We start from the raw sequence: 16118 nt of genomic DNA on the forward strand, positions 1-16118 counted from the left end.
GATTCGCTCGCGTGTGCGCGCATGTTCGCCAAAAAACCGCCGCTTGCCGTTTTTGCAACACTGCAGTGCTGCAATTGAACTTGACGCTGTGCGTATGCACACCTACACTGCCGATCATGAACCGCCCCCTCTCTTACGACGAATGCAACTGTTTCGCGCTGCGCCAGGCGGCCCGGCGCGTCACGCAAATGTATGAGCGCCATCTTCGCCCGGTCGGGCTGACGGCCGCGCAGTTCACGATTCTCGCCAAGCTCGCGCGCAAGCCGAACCTGCCCATCGCGGATCTGGCGGACTCGATGGTGATGGAGCGCACCACGCTGGTCCGCGCCATGAAGCCATTGCAGCGCGAGGGCCTCGTCGCCGCCGAATCGGCGGAGCATGACGGCCGCACTTACCTGTTCAGCTTGACGGAGAAGGGCGAAGCCACCTTCGATCAGGCCGCCATTGCATGGCGCGCCGCGCAGGACGAATTCGAATCCAGGTTCGGGCACGGGCGCGCCAAGGTGCTGCGCGCCGAATTGTTCGGCATCACCGGTTAACAACGCGTGTTCGCTTTGGCGAGCATCGTTGCGTCCATGTATGTGCATACGCACTTTGAGTGAGGGAAGCGCGCAATGGAAGGGCCATTCGACGACGACTGCTTTGCGATCCGTCAGGCCGCACGCCACGTATCGCAGCTTTACGACCGCCATCTGGCGAATGTCGGACTCACTATCACGCAGTTTTCGCTGCTGGGGCGCCTGAAGCGCGCCGGTCCGATGACGATGAAGCAATTGGCCGACACCATGCGCATGCAGCGCACCACGCTCGTTCGCACGATTCAACCGCTGCGGCGCAACGGCCTGATAGCGAGCGAGGCGCTCGGCGCGGATGTGCGCACACTGTCCATTTCGCTCACCTGTGCAGGCGAAGAACTATTGCAAGCCGGACGTCAGCATTGGCATGCCGCGCAAGCCGAATTCGAGCACCGTTTCGGCGTGCAGCGCGCGGCGGCATTGCGCAGTGAACTGTTTGCAATCATTCGAGATTCAGTCTGAAGCTTCGTATCAGCTAACGCATGGTCGGCGCAATCCAACGCGCCGTTTTTTTTAACGCAACGAGTGCATACGCACACACCGACATCATGTCCACTACCCCTTCGACTATCGCGCCGTCCGGTGCGGCGCCCTCGGCCACATCGGCGCGGCGCAGACCCTGGATGCTTCTCGCGATCATCTCGGTGCTTGCCGTGCTGGCACTGGCGGCGTCGTACTGGTTCTTCGTCGGCCGCTTCGTGGAAACCACCGACGACGCCTACGTGGGCGGCGATGTCACCGTGATGGCGCCGAAGGTGAACGGATTCGTTACCGATGTACTCGTGCGTGACAATCAGTTCGTCCACGCAAACCAGGTGCTGATCCGGCTCGACGCGCGCGATTACGACGCCCGCCTCGCGCAAGCCAGCGCGGAAGTGCGCAGCGCGCAAGCGGCGGTCACCGAATTGCAGGCGAAGAAATCCTTGCAACTCGCGACGATCAACCAGCAGGCCGCCGAGGTACGAGCGTCAGGCGCCGAGCTGACGCGCAGCGCCGCCGATCGCACGCGCTATCGCGAACTGGTGAAGGACGACGCGGTGTCGAGCCAGGTGGTCGAGCGGGCCGTGGCCGATCTGACGAAGGCGCATGCCGCGGTCGATCGCAGCGGCGCGGCGCTGATCGCGGCGCAGCGTCAGATTGCCGTGCTCGACGCGCAGATCGGCGACGCCGAGGCACGCATCGCCACCGCGCAAGCGGCACAGCGCGTCGCGGCATTGAACGTGGAATACACGACGATCCGCTCGCCGATCGACGGTTATGTCGGCAACCGCACCGCGCGCGTCGGCCTGCTGGCGAACACGGGCGTGTCGCTCTTGACGATCGTGCCCGCGAGCGGACTGTGGATCGACGCCAACTTCAAGGAAGACCAACTGAAGAAGATGCACGTCGGCGATCGCGTCGACGTCGCTCTGGACGCGTCGAGCCAGCGGATCCGCGGCGTGGTGGAGAGCTTAGCGCCGGCCACCGGCGCGACCTTCAGTGTGCTGCCCGCCGAAAACGCCACCGGCAACTTCACGAAGATCGTGCAGCGCGTGCCGGTTCGCATCCGCCTCGACGTGCCCCGCAACGTGCAGGGCGTGCTGCGGCCCGGCCTCTCGGCAACGGTGAAAGTACATGTCGACGCGCCGGCACGCGGATAAAGCGATCATGACTCAACCCCTCGCCAATCCCGCCGACCAGCCGATGCGCACCAAGGTTTTCGCGTTCGCGCTCATGTGTCTCGGCTTTTTCATGGCGACGCTCGATATCCAGATCGTCGCGTCGTCCCTCAAGGACATCGGCGGCGGATTGTCCGCGAGTCAGGACGAACTCTCGTGGGTGCAGACGTCGTATCTGATTGCCGAGATTCTCGTGATTCCGATGTCCGGCTGGCTCACGCGTGTGTTCTCGACGCGCTGGCTGTTCGCCTTTTCCGCACTCGGTTTCACGATCACCAGCATGCTGTGCGGCCTCGCATGGGACATCAACTCGATGATCCTGTTTCGCGGCTTGCAAGGCGCGCTCGGGGCCGCGATGATCCCGACCGTGTTCACCACGGCGTTCGTGTTGTTCCCCGGCAAACAGCGGCTGATCGCGGCCACCACCATCGGTGCGTTGGCTTCGCTCGCGCCGACCATCGGGCCGGTGATAGGCGGCTGGATCACGTCGCAATGGTCGTGGCATTGGCTGTTCTATCTGAACCTCGTGCCGGGCATCGCCGTCACGCTGATGGTGCCGAAATACGTTCACGTCGACAACGTCGATCTGTCGCTGCTGAAAAAAGGCGACTACCTCGGCATCCTGCTGATGTCCGGCTTTCTCGGCTGCCTCGAATATGTGCTCGAAGAGGGTCCGCGGAAAAACTGGTTCGGCGACGACGTCATCATTCTATGCACGTGGGTGTCGGCCATTTGCGGCTTCTTGTTCCTCGTGCATGCGTTCACCGCGAAAGAGCCGATCGTCGATTTGCGTGCGTTGGCGGTGCGCAACTTCGGTATCGGCAGTTTGCTGTCGTTCATCACGGGCATTGGCATCTTCTGCACGGTGTTCCTCACGCCGCTGTTTTTGTCGCGCGTGCGTGGCTTCGATTCGTTGCAGATCGGCCTGGCGTTGCTGTCGGTCGGTTGTTTCCAGTTGATCGCACTGGCCGCGTATTCGACGCTGGCGCGGATTGTCGACATGCGCCTGCTGATGGTGTTCGGCCTCGTGCTGTTCGGCGCCGGCTGTTATCTCTACGTGCCGTTGACCAATCAATGGGGCTGGCAGGAACTGCTGATTCCGCAGGCGCTGCGCGGCATCGGTCAGCAGTTCAGCATCGCGCCCATCGTGACGATGGCGCTCGGCTCGTTGCCGCCGTCGCGGCTTCGTTCGGCGAGCGGCCTGTTCAATTTGATGCGCAATCTCGGCGGCGCCATCGGCATCGCGGTGAGCAGCACGATGCTCAACGACCGCTTGAATCTGCATTACGAGCGGCTCGATGAACATTTGAACGCGGGCCGCCCGCTGGTCGAATCGATCTTGCGGCAGCAGAGCGCGCATTTCGCGGCGGTTGGCGGAAACGCGCTGAATGCGGCCAACGCGGGGCTCAGCGAGTTGCATTCGCTGCTGATGCGCGAGGCGCTCGTGCTGACGTTCTCCGATACGTTTCTCGCCGTGTCGCTGTGTTTCGCGGTCGGTTTGCTGAGCGTGCTGTTCTCGCGGCCGTTCGGCCACAGTGCGCCGCCGCCCGATGCTCATTGAGGAATTGAACATGAAACCGATCATCATCAAGGTACTGGCGAGCGCCGCGTTGCTGACGCTCGCGGCGTGCGCGGTGCAACCGGAAACGCACGCGGATTTGCCGAAAACGGTTGAAACCGTCGCTCCGGCCGCATGGAGCGTCGATGCGCCGCAAGACAGCGTGAGCGCCGACACATGGTGGACGCAATTCGGCGACCCCGTCCTGCATCAACTGGTCGAATCGGTATTGACCGGCAACCTTGACGTGCAGGCAGCAGCGGAGCGCGTAAAGCAGGCGCAGAACCTAGTGACGCAGAATCGCGCGGTTTTGCTGCCGGAGTTGAACGCAAGCGCGAGCGCTTCCGACTCGCGCCAGAACACGCCGCCGCCGCTCGGTTATGTACGCCAGGCCGGCGTCGGTTTGGCGGCGAGCTGGACGCCGGATGTATTCGGCGGCGAACGTCTCGCGGTGCTCGCGGCGCAGGCGCAGGTGTCGGGACGTCAGTCCGCCTTCAACCAGTTGCGCCTTGCGCTCGCAGCCAACACGGCGGCGGCATATGTCGATCTGCGTTGGGCGCAATCGCAACTGCGGATTCTTAGCGAGAATGAGCAGATCCGTGCCCGCGCGTTGAAGCTCACGCAGCAGCGTCTGCGATACGGCTTGTCGACGCAACTCGACGTCGCGCGCGCGCAGAACCAGCTAAAGGATTTGCAGGCGCAGATTCCACGCATGCAATCGACGGTGCAGCATCAACTGAGTTTAATCGCGGTGTATTCGGGGCGCACGCCCGAGAGCGTGGACGGGTTGACGCTCGCCGACGCTCGCGACATTCCGGTGCCCTCGCAAGGCGTGCCGCGGGTGTTGCCGTCCGAAGCACTCCTGCAGCGCCCCGACGTTCGCAATGCGTATGCGGCTGTCGAACAGCGCGCGGCGGAAGTGGGCGTGTCGAAAGCGCAGCGCTATCCGCAGTTCAGACTCAATCTTGCCGACGGTTTGTTGGCGTCGTCCTATCTCGGCTTGCCGACGCTCACCGACAATCTCTTTAGCGCCGCATTGAACGCGACGAGTCCGATCTTCAACGCGGGTCGCATTACCGCGAACATCGACGCGAGCGAAAGCCGCATGCGCGAATCGCAACTCGGCTTGCAGCAGACCATGTTGCAAGCGCTCAAGGAGATCGAGGACAACCGCAGCGATCTGGTGAACGGCGCCGTACAGGTGGAGCGTCTGGGCGGCGCGCTCGATGCATCGAACCAGGCGCTGCGTTTGTCGAGTGAACTGTACAAGGGCGGGGCATCGAGTTTCCTCGACGTGCTCGCGGCGCAAGAGGCGTATCTGCGCGACGCGGAATCGTTGAATCAGGCGAGGCGCGAGCATGCGCTCGCGGCCGTGGCGTTGTACCGGTCGCTCGGCGGCGGCTGGAATGCGCGTGAAACCGTCACGACGGTATCGTCGGAAAACTGACGATCTCCGCGGTCGTGGTTCTTGCGGCGTTGAGCGCGGCTCCTCGTCGGAGCGGTTCGGGAATACAATCGCGACAATTGCGGGCGAAGATGCGTCGACCACCGTCAGGGCCGATATTGAAGGAACCCGCATAGACGGAGGAGATTGCCGTATGCGTTATCGGCATGCGGCTCGCCTCCACATCCAGTGGAAACTGACAGGAGATTTGCGATGACAATTCAGAAGATCACGCCTTTTCTCTGGTACGCCAACGAAGCCGAGGAGGCCGCTGCTTTCTATGCGAATATCTTTCCGGATTCGCGCGTCGTTCGAGTCACCGGGGTGCCGAGCGCCGGCTCGACGAAGGTTGTCGAGTTCGTTCTCTTCGGGCAGCCTTTTATCGCCATGAGCGCCGGGCGACTCGACCCGTTCAATCACGCGATATCGCTTATGGTCAACTGCAACGATCAGGCGGAACTCGATCGCTATTGGAACGCGCTTCTAGAGGGCGGCGGTGCGCCCGAGGAGTGCGGCTGGCTGAAAGACCGCTTCGGCGTTTCGTGGCAGATCGTGCCTAACGATCTCATTCAGATGATGGCTGATCCCGATCCGGTCAAGGCGAAGCGTGTTGCCGACGTCATGTTGACCATGGTGAAGTTCGACGTTGCGGCGCTGAAAGCCGCGTATGCGGGAACGACAGGTTAGGGGCGACGTTTCATCTCCTACGTGTTTGCAAATTCCTTGTCAGTGTCGAGCGATCGTGATGGTTCGTGCGCTCGACACGGATGCCCCGCTTGAGCTCATGTCAAAGCCCGAGACAAACCGCCCCGGCCGCGACGATCATGCAAGCGATCCAGCGCTTTGCACTTACCGCTTCACGTAAAAACACTCGCCCGATCAGCACCGCGAATACCACGCTGGTCTCGCGCAACGCCGATACCGTTCCCGTCGCGCCCGACTGCAGCGCCCATATCACGATGCCGTACGCCGCGATGGACACCAGGCCGCCGACGAGCGATGAGCCGATCGACACTGGCGCGGACCGTACCGGCGGCCACAGCGCCGTGACCCCACGCAGCGCGACGAACAGTAGCGGCATCAGCCAATAGAACAGGAACATCCATGCGGTGTAGGCGAGCGCCTCGCCACCGGACAAGCGCACGCCGATGCTGTCGATCACGGTGTAGACGGCGATCGTCGCGCCGGTGGTCAGCGCGGCCCGCAAACCTGCTCGCGATACATGAAACCGCTCCAGCGCGATCGCGATGATGCCGCCCGATATCATCAAGATGCCAAGTACCTGCGAGGGGCGAATCACCTCGTGCGCGAAGAGCGCCGCGCCGAGCGTAACGAGCAGCGGCGATGAGCCGCGCGCGATCGGATACGCTTGTGCCAGGTCGTTGCGGCGGTACGACCGCACGAGTGTCACGTTGTAGACGATATGCACGATCCCCGATGCGACGATGTACGGCCAGGCCGCGCTGGCCGGCAATGGCGTGAACAGGATCACCAGCGTGGAGACCGCTGCGATGGCGATGCTCATCCATGTCATGGACAGGAACCGGTCTTCGTTGCCATGCAGCATCGCATTCCAGCTCGCGTGGAGCAGCGCGGCGAGAAGGACGAGACCGCTGGTGTAACTGAGCATGCGGGGTTCCGGAAGCTGTGTTGCAAGAAGAATATCTATCTTGTTGCCGACCGGCAAACCAGATAAATTGCGCTTTCGAGTTAGAGAAACTATTTCGAATGAAGCGGGCATTGCCTCCACTCAACGCACTGCGCGCCTTCGAGGCCGCTGGCCGGCTCGGCAGCTTCAAGGAAGCCGCTGCGGAATTGCACGTCACGCATGGTGCGGTGAGCCAGCACGTGCGGCTGCTCGAGGCGTGGCTGGGCGCATCGTTATTCGAACGGCACAACCGGCGCGTGTTGCTGACGCCGGCGGCAAAGGCCTACCTCGCGGAAATCGGTCCTCTGTTCGAGCAGCTTTCGCAGGCAACCGCAAGATATGGTTTTCCGGAAACCGTCTCGCGGACACTGTCGGTGAATGCGCCTGCGACATTTACGTTGCGCTGGCTGGTGCCGAGACTGGCGCAATTCCGCGCGGCGTATCCCGATGTGGATGTCAAAGTGGAGACGTCGAACGAGTCGGTGGAGAGCCTGGCCGAGACCTTTGACATCGTCATCCGGGGCGGCCCGGACACGTTCTATGGCTACTCGATGCGACTCTTCCTCGCTGAGGAAAGGCTGCCGGTTTGTAGTCCGGCGCTCTTGCATCGACTGCCGCTTCGGGTGCCGGACGATATGCGGCAGCATACGTTGCTGCACACGTCGAGTCTGCCGCGACTCTGGCCGGACTGGCTGACGCGGGCGGGGATTCCTGAACTGCGGCCGGCGGCCACGCTGACCTGCGATCACTTCTATCTGACCTTGCAGGCCGCCATCGAGGGGATAGGCGTTGCGATGGGACCGACTGCGCTGGTATCCGACGATCTCGCGGCTGGCCGGCTTGTCACGCCGTTCTCCGGTCCTCGTCTGCCGTCTCGAAGCTATTGCACTTATGTCCCGGATGGGAAGTCCGGCGATGAACTAGTCGTGCTGTTTCGATCGTGGCTCGAGCGTGAGGGGATGGGTTCATTAGCGGAGACGGGTCCTCGGGGGTGAGGTCGCGGAGTGCTGTTGGCGCGGGGCAATTGCGAATGGGGCGGGTGCGGGGGTGGGGTTTTGGTTGGTGGTTTGATTCGACGCACGGCTGACTCGTCGGCGGTTTGCTGATAGGTGATACGGAGGTGATCGGAGCCCTCGGGTCGCTTGCCGTCGATCGATGAAGGGCGGGGATCTGCCGTGAGGCGTTGGCTGCCAGATGGACGTTCGTGCGGCCGCTTCGCGCCATGAACAGCCGTTCGACCGCCAGCGATGTGAGGCATGTCGTCGGCCATTGCGGTCATTGGTCCGATCCTCGGCCAAGGGGCGACTCTGCGATCGTTGGACTGCATGTCAGTTCGAGTGACAGCCTTACGCCCTGTCAGAGGACGGCACCCGACCCCGAACAGCCGCTCCTATTAACTCAGACGCATGACGGTTTGAGCTCAAATGGATACGGCAAACTCAATGAGATACCTTTCATCTATGATCTCGGTCAACTCAACGGTTTTGAAGTTCACACGCAGGGGGGGCGGCTCAATTCGATTGCTTCAATAGTCTTGCTTCGTAGTCTTCTTTGCTTGCCAAAGCCTAAACCTCCTGTTATCAGTTCTTAGCCCAGCAAGAACGGATTTGACGCCGCTTGAGGGGTCGTAGTCACGCGACGAGCGGTACTTCCACAGCGTCACCGTGAAAACAAGTCGCCGGTCGAGGGCGGACAATGTTGCGTCAAGCCAATCGGGCGAAGCCCATAGAATCGCGCCATCATCCTGATGGCGATGTCCGCTGTGATCGGGATCGGGCCTCCAGCTACCCCAAACCTGGCTTCTCAGAGCGAGACGTCCATCTGTCTCACGCCAATCATCGCAGTTTGGCTCATTCGCCAACTCTAGGCTCTTCGTCAGGGTGATCCCAAGACGCGGTCGCCCACCCGGCCCCTTCGCCGCGATCTCGTCACCCACATCTATACCGAGACTGCGGGTCTCCGGAGCCCACACCAATGGAGCGAAAGGGCTCTCTTGGCGATAGCGGTGGTCGTAGTACCCCTCGTCCCAAAACTCCGGTAACCAAAGCTCATGGCTGGGCCGCTTGGCGAATGCCATACAGCGACCTATGGAACCCTTTCGCTCCGTCAGCGCCGACGTGATCCGTACATTCACGCCGTCAGGCGATGACCAGCATCCATATAGCGGAAGCAGTGCATCAGCGGCGGTCTCCACAAAGCCCAATTTCCGCAGCACTTCATTTTGATCCTGTAGCGTTTCCTGCTGGCCGATTCTCTCACCTAACAGACCTTCTTTCGCCTGCCGAGGGACGGAATCCTTCCGGTCGGACAACCACGAACCATCATCGAACGTGAGGTCGTAGCGATCACGCCACTTCAGCCAAGGTGAGTCGCCTCGGGTCTCGTAGCTCCGAACGACCACGGGCAGTGTCTTTGACAGTCTACTGGCAGCGCTAAGCAATGCGTGTCTTTGAATATGCTCCCGATAGGTTTCGTACCGGTCGCTCTGGTCCCGCTGGTACCGCTCACGGCCGGGAAAATAATCTAGCGAGGTGGCATCGGGCCATCGGCGCGTAATCTCTGCCGCAATTGCGTCTTCGACCGTTGCCTGTGCGACATTGAACAGATGAGCCAGGGTGCTGATCTCGATTTTTGCAAACTCATAATCGAAGCGAAAATCCGATGTCGGTTTCGCCGCACTCGGGTAGACGTCGCTGATGACAATGCCGCACTGAGGCCGGTTGATCTCATCAAGCAACGCCTCCAACTCTGCGTCGCGCCGTTCCCCGTTGCTAATGTGACCCAGACATCTAGCGATATGGATTTTTTCTATGACGTGCAGGTCGTCTCGTCCGGAGAGAGCAAGCAGCTTGGGCCGAAGGGCACCCATGGCTTGTCCATGGTGCAAAGCGGCTCGCGCCAACCCCATCAGCAACCACTGCCGGGAATTTTGGAAAGAAAGCTTCTTATCCGCCGACGCTAGGGTCGCGACTTCTGTTTGATCGAAACGGTCAAGCAATAGCGCTAGGTCGTCGTTGAGCCCCAACTCGACAAGCGTCTTCAGTCCCCTCGCGACCGACCAGCGGACATAGGCATCGTCCTCGCCAAGGAGGTGCCACGTGACGTCTGAAATCAACTCCGCGTCGTTTCCCGCGATTTCCTGTTCAGGGCGGAATGGTCCCTCTCCGATCTCGTCGGCGATGCGAGCGGCCGGACCGGAAAGTAGCAACTCCAACGCGTCGAGACCGGCTCGTCCTGAGGTTACATCGCATAACACGGTGGCCAGTTGAAGCCACTCATCACCGTCGAGTTCGACTTCATCCTCTGCGACCTTGCGGAGGACGAGCTGTAGCACGAAGGCCTTGTCATTGCAGAGATCCGACAGTCGGCGGATATCGCGCGCAATACTGGAAAATTGACCTTCGAACAGTTCGGCGCTCTTGCACTCAAACAGTCGCTCAACCAGCGTTTTCGCCTTGGAGATTAGGTGCGTGGATGAATTGTTCCAATCAGCGAAACACTCGGCTAGGATTTCCAATGATTGAGTGAGGCTCAGCTGGGACGCGGAGCAGATCGCGGACAAAAAGTTCAAACGCTCGGGGTACGGGCACGCAGCACGCAATCCGGCGATAAATTGCTGTCGAGCAGAGTAGCGAAGATTATTGTCTGCAGCGATGGCCTTCAGACTTTCGTCAATCGAAGTTGCTGAGACCAGATCGCAGGCCGAGACCAACGCGGCGATGGCGCTGTCAATATCCTCTTTGCTTGGCTTTAGGGTTTGAGTAGTCAGGAAGGCCGGCGACGAGTTATTGCGACTGTTAGACTCATCCTGCTTGCGCTTAGCCTCTGCCCTGAGCCGTTCGATCTCCTCCCGCTCTTCGGTGGTGATTGCGTTTGGGTACAGATTACCCGTCGTCTCCAGGAAGCCTTCCCAAAGAGACGGCCAAGCACCGAACGGGTACTCAGCGCGCAGTTTTGTGATGATCGCCAAGAAGATCCGCCTCTGGTCCGCAGGCCGGGACATTTTCAGCAAGTCGGCGACCCCATCGCCGGTACGCCAGTCCCACCAGCCGTGCTCCTCACAAATTGTGAGAACAAAGGCGGTACGGCGTGGATCGAGATTTCCATTCTTTGCCAGAAAGCATGCAAGCTGCGGCAATCCGTAGGACAGGTCTGCAACGTCTTGGTCATACCAACGCACGAGCTTGGCTATTGCCGGAAAACCAATGGAGTTGGCTGCGGCATGCGCGAACAACGTCCATCCGAACTTTCTTGGTTCGTTTCGCACGATGGTTTGGCAAAGGTTCATTAGCCGTTGTGCCAGTGCGGGTCTTAAAAAACCACCTTGCTGAGCGCTTGCAAAATGAAGCAGTGAGTAGATCTGCTCGTAGCTTTCTCCACCTATCTGGTCCAGCTCGGCCAGACCTTGCCGATAATACTCACGGGCCTCATCGATACTCATGGGCACAAGAGAAGCAGCGAGTTTTACGTAGGAGTCGCCGCGTCCTCCGATATTGTCATCCTGACGGATTTGTTCCGCGACGTGGCGTGCGAATTCGCCCGCAAGCTCATGGAGGACCGGTCGCTTAACAAGCAGCGCCAACACTTCGATCTTCTCTGGAACGAAGAATCGTCCGGCGGAAATCAGACCAATCAATGTCTTGGCCTGGTCGGCCGAGATATTGGACGCGTGGTTCAGCACAATGCAGGCACAACCGAGCCCAGCGGTACGGACTAGCGAATCCGCTGCGCTTTCAGCTCTCCAGTGCACGCCCTCGCGCAAATGTCTGCTCCAGACATTTACGAAGTCGGTGACACTCGCATCTGAGAGAGGATTACCAGAGAGGACAGCATCTTCGATTGGCTTGGTTAGCTTGCGCGCAAGCTCGATGCCTTCGCTGATGTCCTTACGTTCTCGGTCGTTGAATTTCGCCCTGAGTTGCTTTTTGCCTCCACCCTTGGCATTGCCGCCGGACGCCGGTTCGCGGAGTTCCTTCAGAAACGTCACCAGCGCTGCCTGAGTCGTGACAGCCTTTGCCTGCTTGGTAAGCTTTATTCCGTCCGGGAGTAAGTCACGATAGGCAACCGGCCTTCCAGCAGACCAGGCGCGAATACAGGCTCGGAGGATTGGAGACCAAGCTCTCGAGGGACCGTAACGCTCGCCGTAGTCATAAGCCGACGGACGGGTACGTGGCACACGGCGAATGATCGCGGCGGCGGCAGCTCGCGAGCTGTGGAAGAGCGTTGTCAATGCCGCCAACTCGATGGCATCGTTACTCCCACGCTCGGCGTCGGAGGAGAAGCTTTCATCCTCATCGTCTTCGTCGGGTGCGGGCTTAGCAATCGCCTTCGCGAGCACCTTCACCTGCTTTTTACTGAGATAGCGAGAATACGAGAGAAGCCGCAGCTTGAGCGCTTGAGATGCGCAGTGGTCGCTTACCGCAAACGACACCAAATCCAAGAGCGCCGCTGTGCCGTTTGCTTGGTCAAACAGCGCTAGCAATTTCAAAAGTTCACAACTGGCGGACAGCGAGAAGCGATCACTCCAGCGAGCGAGATTGCGATCGACGATGCTGAACTCGCCTTCGGCGGCATGTTGGAATAGCACCGCTGCATAGTCGTCAACCCCAGGACCGGCGCGGTCGCGATGTATCTCGTCATGCGGCTGCGTTGTATGCCAGTTGATCCACCGAACTGTGCTCTCGCACTGAATTTGTGCTTCTTCGGCATCCCCTGCAAATCGATGTGCGACCGTCAGTCGCGCACTTCTAGCACCGCGCCACCCTGAGCGGTCCGAGACAAGGCGGCGATAGGAGTCAGCGTCACCGAGTACGATCGCCAGAGCAGGCCAGCCTCGAATAAACTCGTCTCCTCGCATGTTGCCTGTCGCGGCCTGAGATAGCCGCATGCTGAGGGCAAGCACCCGATCGAAGTCATCTTCTGATACCGCCAATCGAAAGGCCGCACGAAGTCGTGCAAGCGTTAGCCTACGGCGGCCGAACTCCGACTGAACCGTTGTTGGGAAGCCGGTTGAATCGGCGAGCGCGAATGCTCGATCGCTATCTTTGATAACGACTAGAAGTGTGGCAGTGCTTCGGCGGCATAGGTTGATGTTGCCTGCGAAGACAAAAGGCGGTCGGCAATGGCACTTTGAGCCATTGGTCGATCAGAGTATGTCTCCCGAACATATGTCTCCGTGGGCTCGTCTCTGAAAATCGCACCGTGCGACGTGATCTCGAGCATTGGAGCCAAATCCGATGCTGCAGTATTCACCTGAGCCGCAGACCACCCGAGCGCGTTTGCCAGTTCCTCTAGCGGAATCGGCGGAGGAAGGAGTGACAGCGCGACGAAGAACTCGGTTACCTCTGAATCCGGCCATCCTGCAACATGAAGATCCGAGACAATCTTGGTGCAACGCTGAGCGATGATTTCGCGGACAGTGATAGGGGTAGCCGAAGTTTTGCCGAGGACATTTGTGTCCCAGGTCTGAACAAGGTAGTCGAGTACACGCGCGTTCCGACCAGAGCGCGCTAAGGCGGTAGCGATCTCCATGCCGGAAGCACTTGGCTTGCGATCTTTCAGAAATTCACGTGCCTCCGAATCGGTGAATGGTCCTAGCTCGATTTCATTCACTGTGGCGCGACCAATAACCTTGTCTTTGCGGTGCGTGCGCGCCGTAAGCAGCAACATCACGCCATCGATCGGATCTTCATCGATAGCTGAGAGAAGAAGCTTTGGAAATGCTGTTTCGTGGCGGTAATCGGCTTCGAGCTGGGCGTTATCCGCAGCATCGACAATGATAAGCAAATCAAGCTTTTTCGATTGAGTTCGGATCGCGGCCGCAGCTTGTGCAAGTCGTCTACGCGCCGCTTTGATAATTTTGCGATTGTCATCGCCGCCTGGCAGCATCGGGTCACATAGTGTCCGCGATGACAGCTCGTTGACGATCTGCACCAGCCCAATTCTCGGGAGGTGCCGAGAATGATTGTCCGAGCGGTATGAGCCACCACCGAAGCAGTCAAAAACGACGACCTCAAATTCGTTCGCCATCCTCTCAGCGAGGCTTTGGATAAACACGGTTTTGCCCACCCCACCCTCGGCGTGGACGAGGACGGGTAGATTCGACGCCTTGACCAAATCCCCGACTTTCGAAATTTCAGCTCGCTCAACGACGGCACCCACGTCGATGAAGCGGGTGTCGGCCGGAAAAAGATCCTCTGGCTCGCAATCGAGGGCATCCAAGACATCTTCGCGGCGGATCAGGTTCTTGCCCTGACCGCTTGGGCCCGCCTTCTTCAGGACGAGATCCTGAAGCCCGTGAAGCCGGAGCCTGGCCTCTGAATCCGCGCCGGCAGACCAGTCGGTTAGTGTTCTCCTGAGCGCATTGTCTTGACCGGCAAGGCTCTTCTCTCCGGCTCGAAATACTATCCTCGAGAAGAGGCGGCTTGCGTCAGATAGGCCGCGATCGGCACACCACTTCTTGATGTTGCGAGCCTGAGTGGCTGAGCCGGGAGCTAAAGGCGTCGTTCCCTCGATGAGGGACTGTATCGCGTCCCAAAGACTGTCCGTGAATTCAGAATTCGTGACGAAGATGAACGACACCTTGTTGTCGACGTCGGCTGCTGAAAACTCCTTTTCGTAGCCGAGGATCGTGTCGGAGAACTTCTCGACCGTCTTTTTTAGATAAGCTGCTGTGACAGCCTCTTCGCGAAGCTTGTATTTGAATTGAACGGTCTCGAGCCGCTCGCAGGTCTGAAAATTGTCTCCGCGGCCATAATAGAGGATGAGGTCAGCTATCTCTTCGGCCCGAGCTCCGGGGCTCGCAGTCTCGGTCGATGAAATCCCCTCTACGGCGATCGCAAATAGATTGTCATTCGGGAAGACCAACTGCAGCGCTCGCCTGGCGGCCCACCGCTCGTGGAATGTGTGGCCGGCGCGAGATGCGCGAACGTTATCGATGTCTGCGTCAATATTCGGCATTTTTCTTACTTGTGCTCTTTTTCTCAGCGGCGCTTACTTTTGGGATTTCACCAATTATATATAAGCCGAGGGTGCCCCCTAACGCCATCGCGCCACCCGCCGAGAGACCCGATGGCGTAACGAGTCTAGGCGAGGGAACGTGCCCGTCCCAAGCCGGAGGTGTGCTCCATCTCCCGACGGGGTGGCACGCTATCTTCCTCTGCCCGCCCGGCCTTGCAGGGAATTCTCAGATACGTAAACCTCTTGCTTTCGGTCCGCTTCGGGTCCGGGAAAGACTCACTCGTCCCTAACGGGGCCAACTTTCGTTGGCACCTGTTTGCGAATGTCGGCGAAGTGAAGAGCAGATGCCGCACATCGGCAGACCGGCGACCGTCGGCTAAGGCCGAATTGCCGGCGCTTTCGAATGTCGGATCAAGGCTGTTGTACCTCGAAAGCCGTCATTGACATGCACTCGTCGCGAACGACGGCAATGGGCAGGTCGCATGCTGCCGATCGCAGGCATGCGCAGTTTAAACTGCGCATGCCTATTGCATGAGGCGACCCGCAGGTCATGAAGAGACGTTCGACACACGTTTCTGATTCGTCGACAATTGGAGAATACAAACAACTTCCACGGAAAACTTAAGATGTCGCTGCGGCCGACAGAAATCCAGATTGAATCAACCCGGCTCTTGATCAAACCGTTCTCGGCCGACGACGCAGATGCCACGTTCGCATGCATCACCCCTTCGCTCACTCGCCACATGGCGTGGGAGCCGCCAGCATCACGGCATGACTTCGATGGTGTTTGGCGGTCGTGGATACCGTCGATAGACGACGGGTCGGACTATGTATTCGCGATACGGCAACGCGCTGACGGGAGTTTCCTTGGTTTGGCCGGACTTCACCGCGTACGTACTGAGAGTCCGGAACTCGGCATCTGGATTCGTGAAGATGGTCATCGAAATGGCTTCGGTTGCGAAGCCGTCACTCTGATTGCACGTTGGGCAACGCGAACCATTGGCTGTGAAAGCTTTACCTATCCGGTTGCCGAAGAGAACCGCCCCAGCCGGCGCATCGCCGAATCGTTAGGCGGCGTGATCGTGGGAAGCCAGGTGACGCCAAAGTACAAGTCCGTCGTTTTCCGAATTCCTCGGCAGCCAGTTACGAGCGAGATATAAGCGGTTCAGTCTTCCAACTGACATCCGTCGGCCACGAGCCGCCGTTGCCGATTATCGCGTGAACGTCCGCTTGCGAAAAGCTGCATGGCATTTCCACGCTAGCAAGGGCGACCGGG

Annotated in this window: 11 protein-coding genes; 8 read left to right on the forward strand and 3 right to left on the reverse strand. The window is 59.6% G+C overall.

The genetic code is table 11. From position 1 onward, the window contains the following. The first annotated feature begins 116 nt into the window (after positions 1 to 116). The 6 genes from BUE39_RS22070 to BUE39_RS22095 all read left to right on the forward strand — a co-directional run bounded on the left by BUE39_RS22070 (position 117) and on the right by BUE39_RS22095 (position 5922). Positions 117 to 539: a MarR family winged helix-turn-helix transcriptional regulator gene (locus BUE39_RS22070; RefSeq protein WP_073430847.1), complete on the forward strand. Its 423-nt coding sequence runs from the start codon at positions 117 to 119 to the stop codon at positions 537 to 539. 75 nt (positions 540 to 614) lie between these two features. Beyond that, a complete protein-coding gene (locus BUE39_RS22075) occupies positions 615 to 1037 on the forward strand; it encodes a MarR family winged helix-turn-helix transcriptional regulator (RefSeq protein WP_073430848.1) in 423 nt (140 codons plus the stop codon). An 86-nt stretch (positions 1038 to 1123) separates the two neighbouring features. After that, positions 1124 to 2215, forward strand: coding sequence for an HlyD family secretion protein (locus tag BUE39_RS22080; protein ID WP_176035797.1), 1092 nt, complete (start codon positions 1124 to 1126; stop codon positions 2213 to 2215). A gap of 7 nt (positions 2216 to 2222) precedes the next feature. Next, entirely contained in the window at positions 2223 to 3794 is a 1572-nt protein-coding gene (locus BUE39_RS22085) for a DHA2 family efflux MFS transporter permease subunit (protein WP_073430871.1), read from the forward strand. Between the two features lie 10 nt (positions 3795 to 3804). Further along, on the forward strand, positions 3805 to 5238 hold the full coding sequence (locus BUE39_RS22090; protein ID WP_073430872.1) for an efflux transporter outer membrane subunit: 1434 nt from the start codon (positions 3805 to 3807) through the stop codon (positions 5236 to 5238). A 210-nt stretch (positions 5239 to 5448) separates the two neighbouring features. Continuing rightward, positions 5449 to 5922, forward strand: coding sequence for a VOC family protein (locus BUE39_RS22095; RefSeq protein WP_073430850.1), 474 nt, complete (start codon positions 5449 to 5451; stop codon positions 5920 to 5922). Positions 5923 to 6022: 100 nt separating this feature from the next. Here the strand turns inward: BUE39_RS22095 and BUE39_RS22100 are convergent, their stop codons facing one another. Next, positions 6023 to 6865 carry a DMT family transporter gene (locus BUE39_RS22100; RefSeq protein WP_073430851.1) on the reverse strand — a complete coding sequence of 281 codons (843 nt, stop codon included), beginning with the start codon at positions 6863 to 6865 and terminating at the stop codon, positions 6023 to 6025. A 98-nt stretch (positions 6866 to 6963) separates the two neighbouring features. Between BUE39_RS22100 and gcvA the strand changes: the two genes are divergently transcribed. Then, the gene (gene gcvA, locus BUE39_RS22105) at positions 6964 to 7878 is read left to right on the forward strand and encodes a transcriptional regulator GcvA (RefSeq protein ID WP_073430852.1); all 915 of its coding nucleotides are present in this window, start codon (positions 6964 to 6966) and stop codon (positions 7876 to 7878) included. A gap of 530 nt (positions 7879 to 8408) precedes the next feature. Here gcvA and BUE39_RS35590 read toward each other — a convergent pair. Further along, positions 8409 to 12815 (reverse strand): hypothetical protein, encoded by a 4407-nt coding sequence (locus BUE39_RS35590; RefSeq protein ID WP_235004924.1) that lies wholly within the window; start codon positions 12813 to 12815, stop codon positions 8409 to 8411. A 122-nt stretch (positions 12816 to 12937) separates the two neighbouring features. Beyond that, complete coding sequence (locus BUE39_RS35215) at positions 12938 to 14842, reverse strand: NACHT domain-containing protein (RefSeq protein ID WP_200799522.1); 1905 nt, start codon at positions 14840 to 14842, stop codon at positions 12938 to 12940. Positions 14843 to 15468: 626 nt separating this feature from the next. Between BUE39_RS35215 and BUE39_RS22115 the strand changes: the two genes are divergently transcribed. After that, positions 15469 to 16002, forward strand: coding sequence for a GNAT family N-acetyltransferase (locus tag BUE39_RS22115; RefSeq protein WP_073430853.1), 534 nt, complete (start codon positions 15469 to 15471; stop codon positions 16000 to 16002). The last annotated feature ends 116 nt before the right edge of the window (positions 16003 to 16118 follow it).

The sequence above is a fragment of the Paraburkholderia terricola genome (assembly GCF_900142195.1).
Taxonomy (GTDB): domain Bacteria; phylum Pseudomonadota; class Gammaproteobacteria; order Burkholderiales; family Burkholderiaceae; genus Paraburkholderia; species Paraburkholderia terricola.

What these genes read in the sequence shown, in the direction of transcription:
- BUE39_RS22085 (WP_073430871.1), top strand. Translation starts at nt 2,223, where the DNA reads ATGACTCAACCCCTCGCCAATCCCGCCGACCAGCCGATGCGCACCAAG.
- BUE39_RS22090 (WP_073430872.1), top strand. Translation starts at nt 3,805, where the DNA reads ATGAAACCGATCATCATCAAGGTACTGGCGAGCGCCGCGTTGCTGACG.
- BUE39_RS22080 (WP_176035797.1), top strand. Translation starts at nt 1,124, where the DNA reads ATGTCCACTACCCCTTCGACTATCGCGCCGTCCGGTGCGGCGCCCTCG.
- BUE39_RS22075 (WP_073430848.1), top strand. Translation starts at nt 615, where the DNA reads ATGGAAGGGCCATTCGACGACGACTGCTTTGCGATCCGTCAGGCCGCA.
- gcvA (WP_073430852.1), top strand. Translation starts at nt 6,964, where the DNA reads ATGAAGCGGGCATTGCCTCCACTCAACGCACTGCGCGCCTTCGAGGCC.
- BUE39_RS22115 (WP_073430853.1), top strand. Translation starts at nt 15,469, where the DNA reads ATGTCGCTGCGGCCGACAGAAATCCAGATTGAATCAACCCGGCTCTTG.
- BUE39_RS22070 (WP_073430847.1), top strand. Translation starts at nt 117, where the DNA reads ATGAACCGCCCCCTCTCTTACGACGAATGCAACTGTTTCGCGCTGCGC.
- BUE39_RS35215 (WP_200799522.1), bottom strand. Translation starts at nt 14,842, where the DNA reads ATGCCGAATATTGACGCAGACATCGATAACGTTCGCGCATCTCGCGCC.
- BUE39_RS22095 (WP_073430850.1), top strand. Translation starts at nt 5,449, where the DNA reads ATGACAATTCAGAAGATCACGCCTTTTCTCTGGTACGCCAACGAAGCC.
- BUE39_RS22100 (WP_073430851.1), bottom strand. Translation starts at nt 6,865, where the DNA reads ATGCTCAGTTACACCAGCGGTCTCGTCCTTCTCGCCGCGCTGCTCCAC.